The following is an 18,819-nucleotide window of genomic DNA, read 5'->3' as shown; positions in this document are numbered from 1 at the left end:
AAAAGCTTATGACCCCTTATGGGTAACGGCAGGAAAAACCGTATGTTCTGTACGATTCCTGCTGTTATCCTGACCTCAATTTCTTACCCCCTCCTTGAATGCTGTGAGGTAATGTCGTGGACCACCTGCCGATTTTCTGTCAATTACGCCATCGCGACTGTCTGCTTGTAGGCGGCGGCGATGTGGCTGAACGCAAAGCGCGCTTGCTGTTAGAAGCAGGAGCCCGACTCACCGTTAACGCCCTGGCTTTTGCCCCGCAGTTTGAGGCCTGGGAAAAAGAAGGGATGCTCACGCTGGTGCAGGGGGGGTTTAATGAATCCCTGCTTGATACCTGCTGGCTGACCATTGCCGCCACGGATGACGATGAAGTGAATCAGCGCGTCAGCGACGCCTGTGAAGCGCGCCGCATCTTCTGTAACGTGGTGGATGCTCCGAAGGAAGCCAGCTTTATCATGCCGTCGATCATTGACCGTTCGCCGCTGATGATTGCGGTATCGTCCGGCGGCCGCTCTCCCGTTCTGGCCCGCCTGCTGCGGGAAAAACTGGAAGCCATCCTGCCGCAGCATCTTGGCCAGATTGCCCACTATGCCGGGCAGCTGCGTTCCCGGGTTAAGCAAACCTTCGCGACCGTGGGCGAACGCCGTCGCTTCTGGGAAAAATTCTTTGTGAATGACAGGCTGGCCCAGTCGCTGGCGAATCAGGATCATAAAGCGGTGGAAGAGACGACGGCGCAGTTGCTCTGCGAGCCGCTGGATCATCGTGGTGAAGTGGTGCTGGTGGGTGCCGGCCCGGGCGATGCCGGTTTGCTGACGCTGAAAGGGCTGCAGCAGATCCAGCAGGCGGATATTGTGGTTTATGACCGTCTGGTCTCCGATGAGATAATGAACCTGGTCCGCCGCGATGCTGACCGCGTATTTGTCGGTAAACGTGCCGGGTACCACTGTGTGCCGCAGGAGGAGATTAACCAGATCCTGCTGCGCGAAGCGCAAAAAGGAAAACGCGTGGTGCGCCTCAAGGGTGGCGATCCGTTTATCTTTGGTCGCGGCGGTGAAGAGCTGGAAACGTTGTGCAACGCGGGTATTCCGTTTTCCGTGGTGCCGGGCATCACGGCAGCCTCCGGCTGCTCAGCTTACTCGGGCATTCCGCTGACCCACCGTGACTATGCCCAGAGCGTACGCCTGGTGACGGGACACCTGAAAACCGGCAGTGAGCTGGACTGGCATAACCTGGCCGCCGAAAAACAGACGCTGGTGTTCTATATGGGGTTAAACCAGGCCGCGACCATTCAGGCCAAACTGCTTGAGCACGGCATGGAAGAGGATATGTCCGTCGCGCTGGTGGAAAACGGCACGTCCATTAAGCAGCGCGTGGTGAACGGCGTGCTGACCCAGTTAGGTGAGCTGGCACAGCAGGTTGAAAGCCCGGCGCTGATTATTGTCGGACGCGTGGTGGAGCTGCGCGATAAACTGAATTGGTTCTCGAATCACTAACGCATATTCCCCCTTCCCGGAGTAGTCCTTATGCGGACTACTCCCCTCTTACCGCTCTCGATAACATACCGCCCGCGAAATGGAATTTTTCCATTTATTCCCTCACGTTAGATCCAATTTTCGGTTTTTCAGACAAGGAATGCGTATGTTTAAACTGGCAAAAGCCGCCGTTCTGGTAGGCATGTTATCGACTCTGACCGCCTGCACCGGTCACGTTCAAAATACCAAAAATAACTGCAGCTATGATTACCTGCTGCACCCGGCAATTTCCATTTCTAAGATCATCGGTGGCTGCGGCCCGGCCGCACAGCAGTAAGCGTTTTTCAGGCGTAAAAAAACCGGGAATGTCCCGGTTTTTTGTCTGGCTCAGCGCGTTTTTTGTCGGGGAGCGCTCATGCTTACCCGACAAAACAGGGTTACGGTTTACCCACAAACCCAATCGCCTGGTACACCGCTTTAAGGGTTTCAGACGCGCGGGCACTGGCTTTTTCCGCGCCCTCTTTCATCACTTTCTGCAGGAAAGCTTCGTCGTTACGGTAGCGGTGATAACGCTCCTGCAGCTCGGTCAGCATGCCGGAAACAGCATCCGCCACTTCCCCTTTCAGGTGACCATACATCTTGCCTTCGAAGTGTAGTTCCAGCTCAGGAATGCTCTGACCCGTCACACCGGAGAGGATATCCAGCAGGTTGGAGACGCCCGCTTTGTTCTGCACGTCGTAACGCACAACAGGTGGCTCATCGGAGTCGGTCACCGCACGCTTGAGCTTTTTAACCACCGATTTCGGGTCTTCCAGCAGGCCGATAACGTTGTTGCGGTTATCGTCAGACTTGGACATCTTCTTGGTTGGCTCCAGCAGCGACATTACGCGTGCGCCGGATTTTGGAATGAACGGCTCAGGCACTTTGAACACGTCGCCATACAGCGCGTTAAAGCGCTGGGCGATATCGCGGCTCAGTTCCAGATGCTGTTTCTGATCTTCGCCAACCGGCACCTGGTTGGTCTGGTACAGCAGAATGTCTGCTGCCATCAGTACCGGGTAATCAAACAGACCGGCGTTGATGTTTTCTGAGTAGCGCGCGGATTTATCCTTGAACTGCGTCATGCGGCTCAGTTCGCCGAAGTAGGTGTAGCAGTTTAGCGCCCAGCCCAGCTGCGCATGCTCTGGAACGTGAGACTGAACGAAAATGGTGCTCTTCTCAGGATCAATTCCGCAGGCCAGATACAGCGCCAGGGTGTCCAGGGTGGCTTTACGCAGCTTCTCAGGATCCTGACGTGCAGTGATAGCATGCAGATCTACGATGCAGTAAATGCAATGGTAATCATCCTGCATGCTGACCCACTGACGTAACGCACCCATGTAGTTACCAATGGTCAATTCACCTGACGGCTGTGCGCCACTAAAAACGATGGGCTTAGTCATTATTCAATTCCTGATTATCACTGTGCGAAAGCCCGAGTGCGGGCAACAAATCTTTGAAGTGGTCGAACACGACGTCCGGCTCACTCAGCGTGATGGCCTCACCGTAGTTGTAGCCATAGGTTAATCCCACTGAAGGACAACCCGCCGCCCTGGCAGCCAGAATATCATTGCGGGAATCACCGACAAAGAGCAGCTCCGCGGGCGTTAAGGATAATTTTCCTGCCACCAGCAGTAACGGTTCCGGATGCGGCTTTTTGTTCTGCACATCATCACCGCCAACAATGACGGAAAAATACTTTGCGATGTCCAGCGCTTCCAGCAGAGGGGCGACAAAAGGTGTCGGTTTGTTTGTCACCAGTCCCAGCGGAATGCCGTTGGCATGAAGCGCACTCAGCGTTTCTGCGACATCCGGGAACAGGAAACTGCCCTCTTCGACCGTCTCTTCATAGAAACGATTAAACAATTTACGCAGGATACGCAGCTGTTCTTCCTGCGGGATATCCGCATGATCCACGCTCGGTTTACCCTGTGCGGAACGCTGGGACACACGCTCCTGGCGGGCCCATGTCAACGCGCGCTCCATCAGGACATTGGCGCCATTGCCAATCCACGTGATGACACGCTCTTCGCCCGCAACGGGCAGTTCAAGAGCATACAGCGCCTGGTCTACGGCGCTGGTTAAGCCCGGCGCGCTGTCGACCAGCGTGCCGTCGAGGTCAAATGCGATACCCCGTGTTGCCTGCAATTTATCCATGACTTACCTTCGCCAGTTCACGGCGCATTTCATCAATGACTTTTTTGTAATCCGGTTGGTCGAAAATCGCTGAACCTGCAACGAACATATCCGCGCCCGCTGCCGCAATTTCACCAATGTTATTCACTTTTACGCCACCGTCGACTTCCAGACGAATGTCGTAACCTGACTCATCAATACGACGGCGCACTTCACGCAGTTTATCCAGCGTATGAGGGATAAACGACTGACCGCCAAAGCCCGGGTTAACGGACATCAGCAAAATGACATCCAGCTTATCCATCACATGGTCGAGATAGCTCAGCGGCGTAGCCGGGTTGAAAACCAGACCCGCTTTACAGCCATTCTCTTTGATGAGCTGCAGCGTGCGATCCACATGTTCAGACGCTTCAGGGTGGAAGGTGATGATACTGGCTCCCGCAGCGGCAAAATCAGGCACGATACGGTCAACCGGTTTCACCATCAGATGAACGTCAATCGGCGCGGTAATACCGTAGTTACGCAGCGCTTTAAGCACCATCGGGCCAATGGTCAGATTAGGAACGTAGTGGTTATCCATAACGTCGAAATGGACGACATCCGCGCCCGCCGCGAGTGCTTTTGCAGTGTCTTCACCCAGGCGGGCAAAATCGGCCGACAGAATTGAGGGAGCAATCAAAAACTGTTTCATCCGCATCTCCTTGAAATGTGTTTACCGGCGGGCAAAACGGCTCAGGGGCGATAAAGCGCCAGGAGTTCGTCCACCTTTTTACGTGTGCCGCCGTTGCTGCTTATGCTACGCCGCACTTTAACCTGAAAATGCTTCGCGGCTTTGTACCATTCGCGCGTATCAGGGGTATCGTGATTCGAAATTAACACCGGAATTCTTTTGCTGACCAGCTTTTCCGCCATCTCCGCCAGACGGGCCTGCTCGGCCGGACTGAAGCTGTTGGTGTGATAAGCGGTGAAATTTGCCGTCGCGGACAGCGGTGCGTAAGGCGGGTCGCAATAGACCACCGAGTTTACACCAGCCAGCTCCATGCACTCTTCATAGGAGAGGCAGTGGAATTCGGCATTCTGCGCTTTTTTAGCAAAGTGATACAACTCATCCTGTGGGAAATACGGACGCTTATAACGGCCAAACGGCACGTTAAATTCACCACGAAGATTATACCGGCACAGACCGTTGTAGCCGTGTCGATTGAGATAGAGGAACAACAGCGCCCGGCGGAACGGATCCTGACTCTGATTAAACTCAGTGCGGAACTGGTAGTAAACGTCCGGATTATTGTGCTCGGGTGTAAACAGCTTCCGAGCCTCTTCCACGTACTCGTCGGTCCGCAGCTTGACGATGTTGTAGAGGCTGATGAGGTCGCTGTTGATATCCGCCAGGATATAACGAGAAAAATCGGTATTCAGGAATACCGATCCAGCGCCCACAAAGGGCTCGATAAGACACTCGCCTTTCGGCAGGTGCTTTTTAATATCATCAAGCAGGGGGTATTTCCCCCCTGCCCATTTCAGAAAAGCGCGATTTTTTTTCATGCTGACTAACTGATTACACCTTCTCCGGCTGTGGAGAAAGCTCCGACAGCATCCTGCGCTTTAAACATTACTTCAGATCAGCCTGAACCTGATGAATTGGCTTAGCCCATGGGTTTTTCGCCTGAACGTCGGCTGGCAGCGTTGCGACAGCACGTTTCGCTTCATCTTTTGAAGCATAAACGCCACTTACCAGCACGTACCACGGCTGACCATTACGGGTGGTCTGATAAACCACATAGTTTTTCAGATTCGTTTTCTTCGCCCAACCGTTGAGGTTGTCATAGTTAGACGAACTGCTCAGCTGCAGCGTGTAATTGCTGGACGGGGCTGACTTCAGCGAACCGACGTTACCTGCAGTCTTGCCTGCTGCGGCGCTGGTTGTTGCCGTTGCTGCAGGTGCAGTAGGTGCAGTTGCAGCTGGTGCCGAAGTGGCAGCCGGTGCCGTGGTGGTCGCCGTTGCTTTCGGTGCTGTCTGCGTAACCGGTGCTTTTGCCGGTTCGCTCACCGTGGCCGTTTCAGTACGTTTTGTCTGAGCTGGCGCTTTCACTTCAGGCGCTTTGACGACTGCCTGAGGTTTGGTTTCACGCTTAGGTTCAATCACAGCCTGCTTACGTTCAGGACGGGTCGCAGGTTGCGTCTGGCGCGGTTTGGTTTCGGTTGCAGCCGTTTGCGGCTGAGCGTTACCACCGCGGATCGGTGCAACGGTCGCAGGTTCAGTTGGCAGCGTAGAGTTAACCACGGCATTGTCCACCTGCGCCTGATTTTGCGGCTGCGTCAGGGCATTGTTCAGGTCGCCCTGAACTTCTACACGCTGCTGGCCTTCCGGCGTGGCAGGTGCCTGACCCTGTGCGGGGGTAGAAGAAACTGGCGGCAGAGAAACATCCTGCGGCTGTGTTGTATTTCCGGCAGTCTGCTCGGCGGAGGTGGTACCCGGCGCTGGCTGCGCACCATTCGCCTGATCGGTCGCATCGTTACCAGAGAGGCTGATGCTCTTCTCAGTGGATGCCGCTTGCTCACCGGAAGGGGTCGAAGGCGCTTTTAGCGCAGAACCAATACCGACAATCAGCAGCACGAGCACCAGAACGCCGAGTCCCATCATGATGTACTGGCGGGAGGCGGGTTTCTGCGCAGCGGCTTTTTTACGTTTACGTGGGCGACGCTCTACAGGCTCTTCGTCCATTGAATCTTCTTCGGACTCATAACCCTCTTCTTCTCGCTCATCACGCGCGTTGCGGCTACGCGAAGGGCGACGATCGTCTGCATCCAGATCAACATCGTCAAAGTTGATCTGCGGCTCGTTATCACGTTCTGAAGATTGACGAGAACGACCAGTACGACGATCGCTGGGATCGGGTTTCAGCTCGTCTTCTGGTTTGAATTCATCCATTTAACACCCCACTCAAAGGCTTATGCCAACGACTTTGCATTTCGCCTGAAGCTAAACGACCACCTGTAACAGTGGCCTGACCTTTCTAGTTGTTACGCCTGCTGACAGTCAGCAATAGCGCCAAGAACCACATCATGCGGCACTCCGCCGCGTACTTCACTCTTCCCTATTGCAAGCGGGAGTACAAGACGCATCTCACCTGCCAATACTTTTTTATCGCGCATCATGTGGGGTAAATACGCTTGTGCCGACATCTCTTTCGGCCCGGTTACCGGCAAGCCCGCACGCCCAAGCAGCGTGATGATGCGTGCCGTCTCTTCCGGTTTAAACTGCCCCAGACGTTCAGAAGTTCGGGCAGCCATTACCATTCCGGCAGCGACTGCTTCACCGTGAAGCCAGTTACCGTAACCCATTTCGGCTTCAATCGCGTGACCAAACGTATGCCCAAGATTCAGTAAAGCACGTAAGCCCGTTTCACGCTCGTCTGCAGCGACAACTTCCGCTTTCAGCTCACAACAACGACGAATGCAGTAAGCCAGTTTCGCCTCATCCAGGCGCAGCAACGCATCCATATTCTCTTCCAGCCAGTCAAAGAACTCGCCATCCAGAATAATGCCGTATTTGATCACTTCAGCCAGGCCAGAAGACAGCTCGCGTTTCGGTAGGGTTTTCAGACAGTCGAGATCCACCACCACCGATGCCGGCTGGTAGAACGCGCCAATCATATTTTTACCGAGCGGATGGTTAACGGCCGTTTTGCCGCCGACAGAAGAGTCGACCTGAGACAGTAACGTGGTAGGGATTTGAATAAAACGCACACCACGTTGATAACTTGCAGCCGCAAAGCCCGTCAGATCGCCCACAACACCGCCGCCCAGGGCAAGCAGTGTTGTATCGCGACCATGCGGTTTTTGCAGCAATGCGGTAAAGACGGTATCCAGTACCGCCAGGCTTTTATACTGCTCGCCATCGGGCAGAATCACACTGTCGACTTTAACGCCCGCCTGTTCAAGCAGGTGGCGAACGCAGTCGAGATAAAGCGGAGCCAGCGTCTCATTGGTGACCAGCATCGCCTGATCACCCGCTTTCAGTGGTAAAAAGGAAGCTGGGTCGTTAAACAAACCAGCCGCGATGGTGATTGGGTAACTACGTTCCCCGAGAGTAACTGTAATCCTCTCCATGACGCGACATCCACCTTTAATGCTTTTACCCGCAGGCGATTGTATATAAAGCCAGAATCAGTTGCTTTCCAGCATATGAATAATCTGGTTTGCAACCACTTTAGCGCTCTGATCGTCAGTACGAATGGTCACATCAGCAATCTCTTCGTACAGCGGATTGCGTTCATCGGCCAACGCTTCCAGAACTTCGCGTGGTGGCGTTTCAACCTGCAGCAACGGGCGCTTTTTATCGCGCTGCGTACGTGCCAGCTGTTTTTCGATGGTCGTCTCGAGATAGACCACTACGCCACGGGCGGAGAGACGGTTGCGGGTTTCGCGAGATTTGACAGAGCCACCGCCTGTTGCCAGAACAATGCCCTGCTTTTCCGTGAGTTCGTTGATCACTTTTTCTTCTCGGTCACGGAAACCTTCTTCGCCTTCTACGTCGAAAACCCAGCCCACATCAGCTCCGGTTCGTTTCTCAATCTCTTGATCAGAATCGTAAAATTCCATATTGAGTTGTTGAGCTAACTGACGCCCAATAGTGCTTTTGCCGGCACCCATAGGCCCAACCAGAAAGATATTGCGTTTCTCTGCCATTTTATCGGTACTACTAAGACTATTCGTTAATGGTAATCCCCGCTTCGCAGACACCCGGCGTAGCAGGACATGAACTGAAACCTCATATGCAATAGAGCGAGAGTCAGACTAAAAATTATCTCAATACTCCGGCTTGTTTGGCAACTGATTAAATCACCGCACCAGACGCATAAGGCAATAAGACGTAAGTCCAACTCAAATCGGTACTCCTTGTATGCTAATTCATGCCCCACGTCAAACATCTGCAACAATCTGAATGCAAAATCATTGGGAGGATCGTGACTCTTCAGCGAATACCGACCAGTCGTGGTGTAATAAACACCACTAACTCCCGTCGTTCATTGTCCTTTCCGTCATGGCGAAAAAGCTGTCCAAGCCACGGGATGTTGCCCAGCCCGGGCACGCGATCGCTTCCGGTTTTATTCTTTTGCGAAAAAATTCCGCCCAGCGCCAGCGTTTCTCCACTTTTTACTTCCACCTGGGTTTCAATTTCTTGTTTATCGATGGCGAGCGTTTCACCATCGGCCTGCTGCAGCACCTGTCCTGGCATATTTTCACTGATGTGCAGCTTCAGGCGTACGCGACCGCCGGGCAGCACCACCGGCGTCACCTCCATGCCTAACACCGCCTCTTTAAATTCCACGGAGGTCGCCCCGCTGTCACCGCTGGAGACCTGATATGGGATCTCACTGCCCTGCTTAATACTGGCCGGTTGCATATGCGAGGCCAGCAGTCGCGGGCTGGCGATGATATCGACCTGCTGCTTTTGCTCCAGCGCCGACAACTCCAGATCCAGCAGCCTGCCGTTAATCCGCCCAATGTTAAAACCCACATGGGTGGTGGCGTTTGCCACGGACAGATCGCTGCCAAGCGTTGTGAGTTGCCCGACTTTGCCCGCCTCCGTTGCGTCGGCGAGATTCCACTTCACCCCCAGCTCACGCAGGCTTTTTTCATTGATGGTCACGATATGCGCCGCCAGTTCCACCTGCTCGACAGGGATATCCATCTGTGTCGCCCAGTGCTGCAGCGTATCAAGCACCGCCTGGTTATCCCGTATCAGCAGACGGTTCGTGCGCTTGTCGACAGACAAACTCCCCTTTGGACTGAGCAGTTTTTCCGCCGCTTTTTGCAGCTCCCCGGCGTCAGCGTAAGAAAAAGGTATGCTGTGCGAGACCAGCGGCGCATCAAGCTGTCGGCGTGTCCGCTCCTGCTCTTTGCGTTCCAGCTGTTCACGCTGCCAGGCTGCGGTGTGAACATAAAAAATGCCCCCTTCTTCATGCAGAACAAGCCCGGCGCTGGTGACGACCGTCTGTAGCGCCTGTCGCCAGGGGACGCGTGTCAGATTGAGCGACAGCGTGCCGCTGACATCTGGCGACACCACCAGATTACGGTTCTCCTGCGCGACCAGCGCCTGTAGCACCTGCACCACCGGTACCTCATCCACCACCAGCGTGACCGGCTTTGGCGCGGCGGCCCACAGCGGATGACTGAACGCCAGCAGCCACAGCGTTATCCTTATGTTCATTCTTTTTCGTTCCTTCTCGTTGCCACGTCCATTGTCTGGGTTCACATGCATCCCCCACATCGACGACCAGTTCCCTTTCATTGAGGGCCGTTACCCGCCAGCCCACCGGGAGATGCTGTTGCGGTGTCAGGCGATGCCAGCGCTTTTGCCCGTCCTGTAAAATGCCAGTGTCCTGAGTGCCGCCCACCATCCCATGGTAATGCCACTGCGCCAGTTGCCCTACCGCACAAGGGTCATCCGGCGGGCGAAAAGGATCCCGCATCCCGGTCACTAACAGGGCGCAACACACCAGCAGGCAACGCGCGCTAGTTCGCATGCTGCTCCTCCAGCTCCACCCGCAGGCGTAATGCCGAACCCTGTGCAGAGAGAGCAAAGGCGGCAACCTGAACATCCCGCTGCGCCAGCCGGCTGAAAACAGTCGGGATGGCCTGCCATTCAGCATCCAGCGTCAGTTCCCCTCCGTTTTGCAACGGCTTCCAGTGAACCAGTCTTGTGCCCGCCCCCTGAAACTCGAGTGGCGAAAAAGGCGTCATTACCGTGGCTTCACGGGGTGCGTGACGCCGCGGCACCTGACTGGCGGCGGGCCATAGCGAGACATTAGCCTGTGCGGCCTCGCTGACCTGCCGCTGAAGTTCAGCCACCTGCTTTGCAACCGGTCGAAGCACCATGCCCCATGTCGTACTCCCCAGAAAGAGAACGCTCAGACACCAGCACAGCACCCGCCATCGGGGGCTGCTTTCGCACCAGCGTTCGAACAAGGTTTCCACGCATTAGCCCTCGCTTCGCAGATGAAAGGTGAACATCCAGCGCCCCAGGTCATCCTGCTGTAATTCCCCCGTCGGCCCCGGGGTAAACCCCGCCATCTTTCCGAGCCCATCCCGCAGAGCAGAGAGCGCGGGGAGTGTTGCGGCATATCCGGTTAACATCAGTGTAGGGGGCTGATAGCGCAGTTCGGTCAGCCAGACCTGGGATGGCATCATCCCGGCAAAGGACTCCAGCACCGGCTGCCAGGCGCGTCGTTGAGGCGCTGGCGCGGGCGTCGGCGTCTCTGTGCCTGACCTTGTACGAGACACCAGCACCTGCTGCACGGACTGCATGCCCGCCAGTTGAATATGTAGCGCACGTGTCATCACGAGAGGATTCATCCGCAGGCTGAAAACCCCCATCAGTATCAGCAGCCACGTAGCGACAAACAGTACTCCCCAGAATCGCAGGCAGCGCACGCGTCGCTGCCGCCGCCACGGCAGAAAGTTCGTCATGCTCATTCCGGCACCTCACTCATGGCCAGCGCCAGCGCGACGGTATAATCAGCGCCGTATGCCGGCAGAGGGGCATGGCAACGAACCAGGGCGTCCCAGGGGTCTCGCTGGCTATCAAAGAGGGCAATGTCCTGCGGCGTGAGGGCCAGCAGTGCCGCGAGATCGGCCACGTTTTCCGCTTCCGTGGTAAAACGCCGTCCCCACTGATGGCGCATCGCCCACAGCCACTGATGCCCATCACGCCAGGCGACACACTGCGCCGGCGCTACCGCAGGGAGAAGGTTCGCCAGCGCACTGGCATCCGGGGTGATCGTCACGAGCCGTAAACGCAACATCTTTGCCAGCGTCAGCAGGGGGTAAATCTCGTTGTTTTGTGCAGCGGTGACATGGAATGTATTGCTGAACGTATCCTGCGCATAATCAAAACAGAGCGTGTCAGCAGCCATCTCCAGTTCACGCGAGAGTGTCGCCCCCAGCCAGGAGAGCTGTTCGCTGTCGCGCAGCGCCACGCCCGGACGGGGAAGCGATCGTTGCAGCGTGCGTGCCGCCGGAAATGAGAGAAACACCCGGTGGGAGTGGGGCAATGTTTTCCGCCAGTCGCGCAGGGCGTCAACCAGTTGTTCAGGCTGGCAAATTTTGCCATCCCGGATAATCCCTTCGGCCAGAGTGATAGCCCACCAGCGGCACAGACGCCAGCCCGACCGCTCCCGGGCCAGCGCCACTATCTGCACCCTATCCTGTTGAATATGAACGCCTGTTTGCCATGTTTTGAAAGCCATGCTTCACGATCTCCTTATCGCCCGTCAGGTGACGGCTATATCAATGAATCAGGCTTGCCTTTATACTACCGCGCGATTGTTTAGAAACTGCCCAAGTGAAACCAAATGGGAAATCTCCGGTGAAGTTCGTAAAGTATTTATTAATCCTTGCAGTCTGTTGCATTCTGCTGGGAGCAGGCTCGATTTATGGTTTGTACAAATATATTGAGCCGCAGCTGCCTGATGTCGCTACGCTTCGCGATGTGCGACTCCAGATCCCGATGCAGGTCTACAGCGCCGATGGCGAGTTAATGGCGCAGTACGGCGAAAAGCGTCGTATCCCGCTGACCTTGAATCAAATTCCGCCCGTGATGGTCAAAGCCTTTATCGCTACCGAGGACAGCCGTTTTTACGAGCACCACGGTGTCGATCCGGTGGGGATTTTCCGTGCTGCAAGTATTGCGCTGTTCTCCGGTCATGCCTCTCAGGGGGCAAGTACCATTACACAGCAGCTGGCGCGTAACTTCTTCCTTAGCCCAGAAAAGACCCTGACCCGTAAGATCAAAGAGGTGTTCCTTGCGATCCGTATAGAGCAGTTGTTGAGCAAAGACGAGATCCTTGAGCTGTACCTCAATAAAATCTACCTCGGCTACCGCGCCTACGGTGTTGGTGCGGCCGCGCAGGTGTACTTTGGTAAACCTGTCGAGCAGCTGACGTTAAGCGAAATGGCGACCATTGCCGGTCTGCCTAAAGCGCCATCGACATTCAACCCGCTCTACTCGCTTGAACGCGCTACGGCGCGTCGTAACGTCGTCCTGTCACGTATGCTGAGCGAAGGCTATATCAGCCAGAGCGAGTACGAACAGGCGCGCAACGATGTCATCGATGCCAACTATCATGCGCCGGAGATTGCCTTCTCTGCCCCTTATCTCACCGAAATGGTGCGTCAGGAGATGGTGAGCCGCTACGGCGATAAAGCCTACGAAGATGGCTACCGCGTTTACACCACCGTGACCCGCAACGTTCAACAGGCGGCTCAGGAAGCGGTGCGTAACAACGTGATGGATTACGACATGCGCCACGGTTATCGCGGCCCGTCAAATGTGCTGTGGAAAGTCGGCGAAAGCGCCTGGGACAGCAAAAAAATCACCAGTACGCTGAAAGCGCTGCCCACCTATGGCCCGCTCCTTCCCGCCGTGGTGACTCAGGCCGATCCGCAGGAAGCGGTGGCAACGCTGGCGGATGGAACATCTGTCTCCCTGCGAATGGACGGGATCCGTTGGGCTCGCCCGTACCGCTCAGACACCCTGCAAGGCCCGACGCCGCGTAAAGTGACGGATGTCGTCCAGACCGGACAGCAAATCTGGGTACGCAAGGTGGGTGACAGCTGGTGGCTGGCGCAGGTGCCAGACGTTAACTCGGCCCTGGTGTCCATCAACCCGCAGAACGGTGCAGTGCTGGCCCTGGTCGGTGGGTTCGATTTCAACCAGAGCAAATTTAACCGCGCCACCCAGGCGTTGCGTCAGGTTGGCTCCAACATCAAGCCGTTCCTCTACACCGCTGCCATGGATAAGGGACTGACTCTCGCCAGTATCCTGAACGACGTGCCTATCTCCCGCTGGGATGCCGGTGCCGGTTCTGACTGGCAGCCGAAGAACTCACCGGCGGAATATTCAGGCCCTATTCGTCTTCGTCAGGGTCTTGGGCAGTCGAAAAACGTGGTGATGGTGCGCGCAATGCGTGCGATGGGTGTCGACTATGCCGCGGAATATCTGCAACGCTTCGGTTTCCCGGCTCAGAACATCGTGCGCACCGAATCGCTGGCGTTAGGCTCTGCGTCCTTTACGCCGCTTCAGGTGGCGCGGGGGTACTCGGTGATGGCTAACGGCGGCTTCCTGATTGACCCGTACTTCATCAGTAAAATCGAGAACGACCAGGGTGGCGTGCTGTTTGAAGCGAAGCCGAAAATTGCCTGCCCTGACTGCGATATTCCGGTCATTTACGGCAATACGCCAAAATCTGAAGTGATTGAAAACAAGGACATGGAAGACGTTGCCGTGTCTCAGGAGCAGACGAACCCTGTGTTGCCGCAGCCGCAGCTGGAACAGGCTAACCAGTCGCTGGTGGCGCAGAGCGGGGCACAGGAGTATGCACCGCATGTCATCAACACGCCGCTGTCGTTCCTGATAAAGAGCGCGCTGAACACCAACATCTTCGGCGAACCTGGCTGGCAAGGGACCGGCTGGCGGGCAGGACGTGATTTACAGCGCCATGATATCGGCGGTAAAACGGGGACAACAAACAGCTCGAAAGATGCGTGGTTCTCCGGTTACGGCCCGGGCGTGGTGACGTCAGTCTGGATCGGTTTTGACGATCATCGCCGTGATTTAGGCCGCACCACGGCTTCAGGCGCGATTAAAGATCAGATTTCTGGCTACGAAGGCGGCGCGAAGAGTGCGCAACCGGCCTGGGATGCCTATATGAAATCCGTGCTGGAAGGCGTTCCGGAGCAACCGCTGACGCCACCACCGGGCGTGGTTACCGTCAATATCGACCGCAGCACCGGGCAGCTCGCCAATGGCGGCAATAGCCGTGCAGAGTATTTCATCGAGGGCACGCAGCCGACCACACAGGCGGTGCATGAGGTGGGTACAGAAATCATTGATAACGGCGAAACGCACGAGTTGTTCTAACGGGCAACGTAAAAACGGCAACCTCAGGTTGCCGTTTTTTTTGTTCTGTCATAAGTTGCGGACATCAGGCTGTTATAACCGCCCCTGCCCCTTCAGCCATTCGCGTACCAGGAACAGCGCGCTCACGTTGCGGGCCTCGTTAAAGTCAGGGTCTTCAAGCAGGTCCATCATATGGGCCAGCGGCCAGCGAACCTGTGGCAGTGGCTCCGGCTCGTCCCCTTCCAGCGATTCTGGATAGAGATCCTCAGCAACCACAATGTTCATTTTGCTGGAAAAATAGGAGGGTGCCATGCTCAGTTTTTTCAGGAACGTCAGTTCGTTCGCGCCAAAACCGACCTCTTCTTTCAGCTCGCGATTGGCCGCCTCAAAGACCGTTTCACCCGGATCGATGAGCCCTTTCGAGAACCCAAGTTCGTAAGATTCGGTTCCCACGGCATACTCGCGGATTAAGATCAGATGGTCGTCGACGACAGGAACAATCATCACCGCTTCGCGCGAAGAAGGGCGCATACGTTCGTAAACGCGACGCACACCGTTGCTGAACTCCAGATCCACACTTTCGACATTAAACAGGCGCGATTTTGCGACTGTTTCAACATTCAGAATGGTGGGTTTTTGTAGTGGTTTGCTCATCGTGATGGGGTCTTAGCAGTGGGAACTGGCTTTATTGTGCGATACGCCGCACGGTTTCGGCAATGTCAATTGTTCTGTATTTACATTTATGCAACGTAACAGGAATCAATCCTCAATTCAAAACAAATGTCAAGAGGTTGAAATGTTTCCAGGAATTTGCTGATATCGCGCCATAACAGGCTTTGCTATCATCATCGGTCACTGGGATGCGCTTCAGAATGCTCAAGTTCGACTCCATACTTGCCGATAGCCAACCACAGACTCTCATTCAATGTTAAAGGTGCTACTGACTACACCTGTAAGAAGATAAGTAAGATGGGGAAAGCATGAGCACCATTTTGATTGTTCTCGCTGCTATGCTGGCCGGCGCATTGGTTGCAGGGTGGGTATACAGGCGTCGCGTAAGGCGTCGTTACCGGCTGCCCTTTTTAAACGCCTTTGCCGGTGCGACGACGCGTAAACTGACGCAAGAAGAGCGCGATGCAGTAGAAAACTATCTCGAAACACTGAACCGTTCTCAGTTAACACCTGGGCCGACGGGGGCAACTGCTGCGCCGGTGGCGATCAAGTTAAATGCGCAAAGTGACACAGTGCTCAGTGTGACGCGCTCCATCACCCGCTATGGCATCACCACAGACGATCCCAATAAATGGCGCTATTACCTGGATTCGGTTGAAGTGCATCTGCCCCCGTCCTGGGAGCAGTACATTAATGACGAAAACAGCGTAGAGCTGATCCATACCGATTCGTTGCCGCTGGTTATCTCGCTCAACGGCCATACGTTGAATGAATATCTTCAGGAAGCCCCGCGTTTTGCGCTGGAACGCGCAAGCTCAACGCAGGCCTCCATTCGTGGCGAAGAGACAGAGCAGATCGAGCTGTTGAACATTCGCCAGGAGACGCATGAAGAGTACGCCCTGAGCCGCCCTGACGGCATTCGCGAAGCGATTCTGATCGTGGCCGCGTTCCTGCTCTTTTTCATCTGCCTGCTGACGCCGGATGTGTTTGTCCCCTGGCTGGCTGGCGGTGCGGTGCTGTTGCTGGCAGCCGGACTGTGGGGGCTCTTTGCCCCGCCGGCAAAAACCTCGCTACGTGAGATCCACTGCCTGCGCGGTACTCCTAAGCGCTGGGGTCTGTTCGGTGAGAGTGACCAGGAGCACCTCAATAATATCTCGCTCGGTATTATCGATCTTATCTACCCGCGCCACTGGCAGCCGTGGATTGCCCAGGATTTAGGGCAGAAAACCGATATCGATATCTATCTTGACCGCCATGTGGTGCGCCAGGGGCGCTTTTTATCCCTGCATGATGAAGTAAAAAATTTCCCGCTTCAGCACTGGTTACGCAGTGCGGTCATTGCCGGGGGGGCAGCGCTGGTCTTTATCATGCTTCTGCTGTTTGTCCCGCTGGATATGCCCATTAAATTTACCCTGTCATGGATAAAAGGGGCGCAAACCATTGAGGCAACCAGCGTCAACCAACTGGACGAGGCTGGCGTGCGGGTCGGTGATACGCTGCGCCTGAAGGGCACCGGGATGTGTAACATTCATACGCCTGGCGCATGGAATACGCGTCAGAGCTCGCCGTTCATGCCGTTCGATTGCTCGCAAATTATCTGGAATGATGCGCCGCCGCTGCCGCTGCCTGAATCTGAGGTTGTCAATAAAGCCACGTCGCTTACCCAGACGGTCAACCGCCAGCTGCACCCGAAACCCGATGACGACTCACGCGTGAGCCCTGCCCTGCGCTCGGCCATTCAGAAATCGGGGATGGTGCTTCTGGACGACTTTGGTGACATCGTTCTGAAAACGCAGGATTTGTGTTCCGCTCAGGACGAATGCGTACGTCTCAAAAACGCCCTTGTGAACCTGGGTAACAGTAAAGACTGGGATTCGCTGGTGAAACGCGCGGAAGCGGGCCGGCTGGATGGCGTTAACGTGCTGCTGCGTCCGGTCAGCGCCGAGTCGCTGGATAATCTGGTCGCCACGTCAACCGCACCCTTCGTGATGCGCGAAACCACCCGCGCGGCGCAGGCGTTGAACAGCCCGGCACCGGGTGGCTTTGTGATCGTCAGTGATGAAGGGAGCGACCTGGTCGATCAGCCATACCCGCAGGTCGCACTTTATGACTACCCGGCTCAGGAACAATGGGGCCAGTTCCAGCGCCTGGCGCAGATGCTGATGCAGACGCCGTTTAGCGCTGAAGGGATTGTGACGAGTATCTTTACCGATGCCAACGGCACGCGCCACATCGGCCTGCACCGCATGCCGGACAGCGCAGGCCTGTGGCGCTACATCGGCACCTCGCTGCTGATGATTGCGATGCTGGTATGCATTTGCTGGAACGGTTTTATGGCGCTGCGTCGCTATCAGCGCTCACGCACCAGGCTTGCCGACATCCAGCAGTATTACGAAAATTGCCTTAACCCTAAGCTGATCCCCTCCTCTGAGAGCCTGATCTGATAACGTCGATGCGCGACAAGATGTGCTACCCTGTCGCGCACGTTTCTTCAGGCTGGAGTTCCCCCTTATGCATCTTGATATCGCCTGGCAGGAGGTTGATACCGTTCTGCTGGATATGGACGGCACGCTGCTCGATCTCGCCTTTGATAACTATTTCTGGCAAAAGCTGGTTCCGGAAACCTATGGTGAACAGCAGGGGATCTCCCCGGCAGAAGCGCAGGAATTCATTCGTTCGCAATATAGCGCGGTGCAGCATACGCTAAACTGGTACTGTCTTGACTACTGGAGCGAGCGCCTCGGTTTGGATATTTGTGCCATGACCACCGCCCAGGGCCCGCGCGCCGTACTGCGTGAGGATACCGTGCCTTTTCTGGATGCGCTGAAAGCGAGCGGCAAGCGCCGTATCTTGCTGACCAACGCCCATCCTCACAATCTGGCCGTGAAGCTGGAGCATACGGGTCTTGCTTCGCACCTTGATTTATTACTTTCCACCCACACATTTGGTTATCCGAAAGAGGATCAGCGGTTGTGGCATGCGGTGGCGGAAGAGACCGGTTTGCAGCCGGAACGCACGCTGTTTATTGATGACAGCGAGCCTATTCTGGATTCCGCGGCCAGGTTTGGCATTCGCTATTGTCTGGGCGTTACCAATCCTGACTCTGGCCTGGCTGAAAAAAGCTATCTGCGCCATCCGGGGCTGAACGACTATCGCCAGATGATCCCCTCACTGACCGTGAAGGAGAGGCCATGAAAGAAAAACCCTCTGAAGGGGTAAGACTGGATAAATGGCTGTGGGCGGCCCGTTTTTATAAAACGCGCGCCCTTGCCCGCGACATGATCGACGGCGGTAAAGTGCATTACAACGGCCAGCGCAGCAAACCGAGCAAGCTGGTCGAACTGAATGCCACCTTAACGCTGCGTCAGGGCAACGATGAACGTACCGTGGTGATTAAAGCCATTACTGAACAACGACGGCCCGCAACCGAAGCCGTACTGCTGTATGAAGAGACGGCTGAGAGCATTGAAAAACGCGAGAAGACCGCGCTGGCGCGCAAAATGAATGCGCTGACAATGCCCCACCCGGACCGGCGTCCGGATAAAAAAGAGCGCCGCGATCTGATGAAATTTAAACACGGTGAGACCGAGTAACCCT

Annotated in this window: 19 protein-coding genes; 6 read left to right on the top strand and 13 right to left on the bottom strand. The window is 55.6% G+C overall.

Translation table 11 applies throughout. From position 1 onward, the window contains the following. Window positions 1–116 precede the first annotated feature (116 nt). Window positions 117–1,490, top strand: a complete 1,374-nt coding sequence (cysG, locus tag L466_RS19175) for a siroheme synthase CysG (protein ID WP_020884584.1) — start codon at window positions 117–119, stop codon at window positions 1,488–1,490. Window positions 1,491–1,635: 145 nt separating this feature from the next. Further along, window positions 1,636–1,806 (top strand): YhfL family protein, encoded by a 171-nt coding sequence (locus L466_RS19180; RefSeq protein WP_020884583.1) that lies wholly within the window; start codon window positions 1,636–1,638, stop codon window positions 1,804–1,806. Between the two features lie 100 nt (window positions 1,807–1,906). Here L466_RS19180 and trpS read toward each other — a convergent pair whose 3' ends face one another. The 12 genes from trpS to L466_RS19235 all read right to left on the bottom strand — a co-directional run bounded on the left by trpS (window position 1,907) and on the right by L466_RS19235 (window position 11,899). Continuing rightward, window positions 1,907–2,911 carry a tryptophan--tRNA ligase gene (gene trpS / locus L466_RS19185; protein WP_032680154.1) on the bottom strand — a complete coding sequence of 335 codons (1,005 nt, stop codon included), beginning with the start codon at window positions 2,909–2,911 and terminating at the stop codon, window positions 1,907–1,909. Further along, a complete protein-coding gene (gene gph / locus L466_RS19190; protein WP_032680153.1) occupies window positions 2,904–3,665 on the bottom strand; it encodes a phosphoglycolate phosphatase in 762 nt (253 codons plus the stop codon). The genes trpS and gph overlap by 8 nt, the downstream gene beginning before the upstream one ends. Beyond that, a complete protein-coding gene (gene rpe, locus L466_RS19195; protein WP_014885523.1) occupies window positions 3,658–4,335 on the bottom strand; it encodes a ribulose-phosphate 3-epimerase in 678 nt (225 codons plus the stop codon). The genes gph and rpe overlap by 8 nt, the downstream gene beginning before the upstream one ends. Before the next feature lie 41 nt (window positions 4,336–4,376). Next, window positions 4,377–5,189, bottom strand: a complete 813-nt coding sequence (gene dam / locus L466_RS19200) for an adenine-specific DNA-methyltransferase (RefSeq protein WP_014171946.1) — start codon at window positions 5,187–5,189, stop codon at window positions 4,377–4,379. Between the two features lie 67 nt (window positions 5,190–5,256). Further along, a complete protein-coding gene (damX, locus tag L466_RS19205) occupies window positions 5,257–6,576 on the bottom strand; it encodes a cell division protein DamX (protein WP_032680152.1) in 1,320 nt (439 codons plus the stop codon). A 92-nt stretch (window positions 6,577–6,668) separates the two neighbouring features. Beyond that, window positions 6,669–7,757: a 3-dehydroquinate synthase gene (gene aroB, locus L466_RS19210; protein ID WP_032680151.1), complete on the bottom strand. Its 1,089-nt coding sequence runs from the start codon at window positions 7,755–7,757 to the stop codon at window positions 6,669–6,671. A 57-nt stretch (window positions 7,758–7,814) separates the two neighbouring features. Beyond that, window positions 7,815–8,336, bottom strand: coding sequence for a shikimate kinase AroK (aroK, locus tag L466_RS19215; protein WP_003861630.1), 522 nt, complete (start codon window positions 8,334–8,336; stop codon window positions 7,815–7,817). 286 nt (window positions 8,337–8,622) lie between these two features. Next, window positions 8,623–9,861: a DNA uptake porin HofQ gene (gene hofQ, locus L466_RS19220; RefSeq protein ID WP_032680150.1), complete on the bottom strand. Its 1,239-nt coding sequence runs from the start codon at window positions 9,859–9,861 to the stop codon at window positions 8,623–8,625. After that, on the bottom strand, window positions 9,773–10,177 hold the full coding sequence (locus L466_RS0122250) for a HofP DNA utilization family protein (RefSeq protein ID WP_032680149.1): 405 nt from the start codon (window positions 10,175–10,177) through the stop codon (window positions 9,773–9,775). The genes hofQ and L466_RS0122250 overlap by 89 nt, the downstream gene beginning before the upstream one ends. Then, window positions 10,167–10,628 carry a HofO family protein gene (locus L466_RS19225; protein WP_032680148.1) on the bottom strand — a complete coding sequence of 154 codons (462 nt, stop codon included), beginning with the start codon at window positions 10,626–10,628 and terminating at the stop codon, window positions 10,167–10,169. Before L466_RS19225 ends, L466_RS0122250 begins: the two co-directional genes overlap by 11 nt. A 3-nt stretch (window positions 10,629–10,631) precedes the next feature. Further along, entirely contained in the window at window positions 10,632–11,126 is a 495-nt protein-coding gene (locus L466_RS19230; protein ID WP_032680147.1) for a PilN domain-containing protein, read from the bottom strand. Next, window positions 11,123–11,899, bottom strand: coding sequence for a type IV pilus biogenesis protein PilM (locus L466_RS19235; protein WP_032680146.1), 777 nt, complete (start codon window positions 11,897–11,899; stop codon window positions 11,123–11,125). The genes L466_RS19230 and L466_RS19235 overlap by 4 nt, the downstream gene beginning before the upstream one ends. Before the next feature lie 119 nt (window positions 11,900–12,018). Between L466_RS19235 and mrcA the strand changes: the two genes are divergently transcribed. Next, complete coding sequence (gene mrcA, locus L466_RS19240; protein ID WP_020884575.1) at window positions 12,019–14,571, top strand: peptidoglycan glycosyltransferase/peptidoglycan DD-transpeptidase MrcA; 2,553 nt, start codon at window positions 12,019–12,021, stop codon at window positions 14,569–14,571. 72 nt (window positions 14,572–14,643) lie between these two features. Here the strand turns inward: mrcA and nudE are convergent, their stop codons facing one another. Further along, window positions 14,644–15,204: an ADP compounds hydrolase NudE gene (gene nudE, locus L466_RS19245; RefSeq protein ID WP_014171956.1), complete on the bottom strand. Its 561-nt coding sequence runs from the start codon at window positions 15,202–15,204 to the stop codon at window positions 14,644–14,646. A gap of 326 nt (window positions 15,205–15,530) precedes the next feature. Here nudE and L466_RS19250 point away from each other — a divergent pair, with 326 nt between their 5' ends. The 3 genes from L466_RS19250 to hslR all read left to right on the top strand — a co-directional run bounded on the left by L466_RS19250 (window position 15,531) and on the right by hslR (window position 18,815). Then, window positions 15,531–17,666 (top strand): intracellular growth attenuator family protein, encoded by a 2,136-nt coding sequence (locus tag L466_RS19250; protein ID WP_025202859.1) that lies wholly within the window; start codon window positions 15,531–15,533, stop codon window positions 17,664–17,666. A 67-nt stretch (window positions 17,667–17,733) separates the two neighbouring features. Further along, window positions 17,734–18,417 (top strand): GMP/IMP nucleotidase, encoded by a 684-nt coding sequence (yrfG, locus tag L466_RS19255; protein WP_025202858.1) that lies wholly within the window; start codon window positions 17,734–17,736, stop codon window positions 18,415–18,417. Beyond that, window positions 18,414–18,815 (top strand): ribosome-associated heat shock protein Hsp15, encoded by a 402-nt coding sequence (gene hslR / locus L466_RS19260; protein ID WP_020884572.1) that lies wholly within the window; start codon window positions 18,414–18,416, stop codon window positions 18,813–18,815. Before yrfG ends, hslR begins: the two co-directional genes overlap by 4 nt. Window positions 18,816–18,819: the final 4 nt, after the last annotated feature.

The sequence above is a fragment of the Enterobacter sp. BIDMC 30 genome (genome assembly GCF_000534355.1).
Classification (GTDB): domain Bacteria; phylum Pseudomonadota; class Gammaproteobacteria; order Enterobacterales; family Enterobacteriaceae; genus Enterobacter; species Enterobacter ludwigii.
This window is presented reverse-complemented; position numbering and strand designations above follow the sequence as displayed.

Coding starts and splice junctions, on each gene's coding strand:
- hofQ (WP_032680150.1), bottom strand. CDS start 9,861: ATGAACATAAGGATAACGCTGTGGCTGCTGGCGTTCAGTCATCCGCTG.
- L466_RS19250 (WP_025202859.1), top strand. CDS start 15,531: ATGAGCACCATTTTGATTGTTCTCGCTGCTATGCTGGCCGGCGCATTG.
- dam (WP_014171946.1), bottom strand. CDS start 5,189: ATGAAAAAAAATCGCGCTTTTCTGAAATGGGCAGGGGGGAAATACCCC.
- L466_RS0122250 (WP_032680149.1), bottom strand. CDS start 10,177: ATGCGAACTAGCGCGCGTTGCCTGCTGGTGTGTTGCGCCCTGTTAGTG.
- aroB (WP_032680151.1), bottom strand. CDS start 7,757: ATGGAGAGGATTACAGTTACTCTCGGGGAACGTAGTTACCCAATCACC.
- nudE (WP_014171956.1), bottom strand. CDS start 15,204: ATGAGCAAACCACTACAAAAACCCACCATTCTGAATGTTGAAACAGTC.
- L466_RS19235 (WP_032680146.1), bottom strand. CDS start 11,899: ATGGCTTTCAAAACATGGCAAACAGGCGTTCATATTCAACAGGATAGG.
- aroK (WP_003861630.1), bottom strand. CDS start 8,336: ATGGCAGAGAAACGCAATATCTTTCTGGTTGGGCCTATGGGTGCCGGC.
- L466_RS19180 (WP_020884583.1), top strand. CDS start 1,636: ATGTTTAAACTGGCAAAAGCCGCCGTTCTGGTAGGCATGTTATCGACT.
- damX (WP_032680152.1), bottom strand. CDS start 6,576: ATGGATGAATTCAAACCAGAAGACGAGCTGAAACCCGATCCCAGCGAT.
- yrfG (WP_025202858.1), top strand. CDS start 17,734: ATGCATCTTGATATCGCCTGGCAGGAGGTTGATACCGTTCTGCTGGAT.
- L466_RS19230 (WP_032680147.1), bottom strand. CDS start 11,126: ATGAGCATGACGAACTTTCTGCCGTGGCGGCGGCAGCGACGCGTGCGC.
- gph (WP_032680153.1), bottom strand. CDS start 3,665: ATGGATAAATTGCAGGCAACACGGGGTATCGCATTTGACCTCGACGGC.
- trpS (WP_032680154.1), bottom strand. CDS start 2,911: ATGACTAAGCCCATCGTTTTTAGTGGCGCACAGCCGTCAGGTGAATTG.
- rpe (WP_014885523.1), bottom strand. CDS start 4,335: ATGAAACAGTTTTTGATTGCTCCCTCAATTCTGTCGGCCGATTTTGCC.
- hslR (WP_020884572.1), top strand. CDS start 18,414: ATGAAAGAAAAACCCTCTGAAGGGGTAAGACTGGATAAATGGCTGTGG.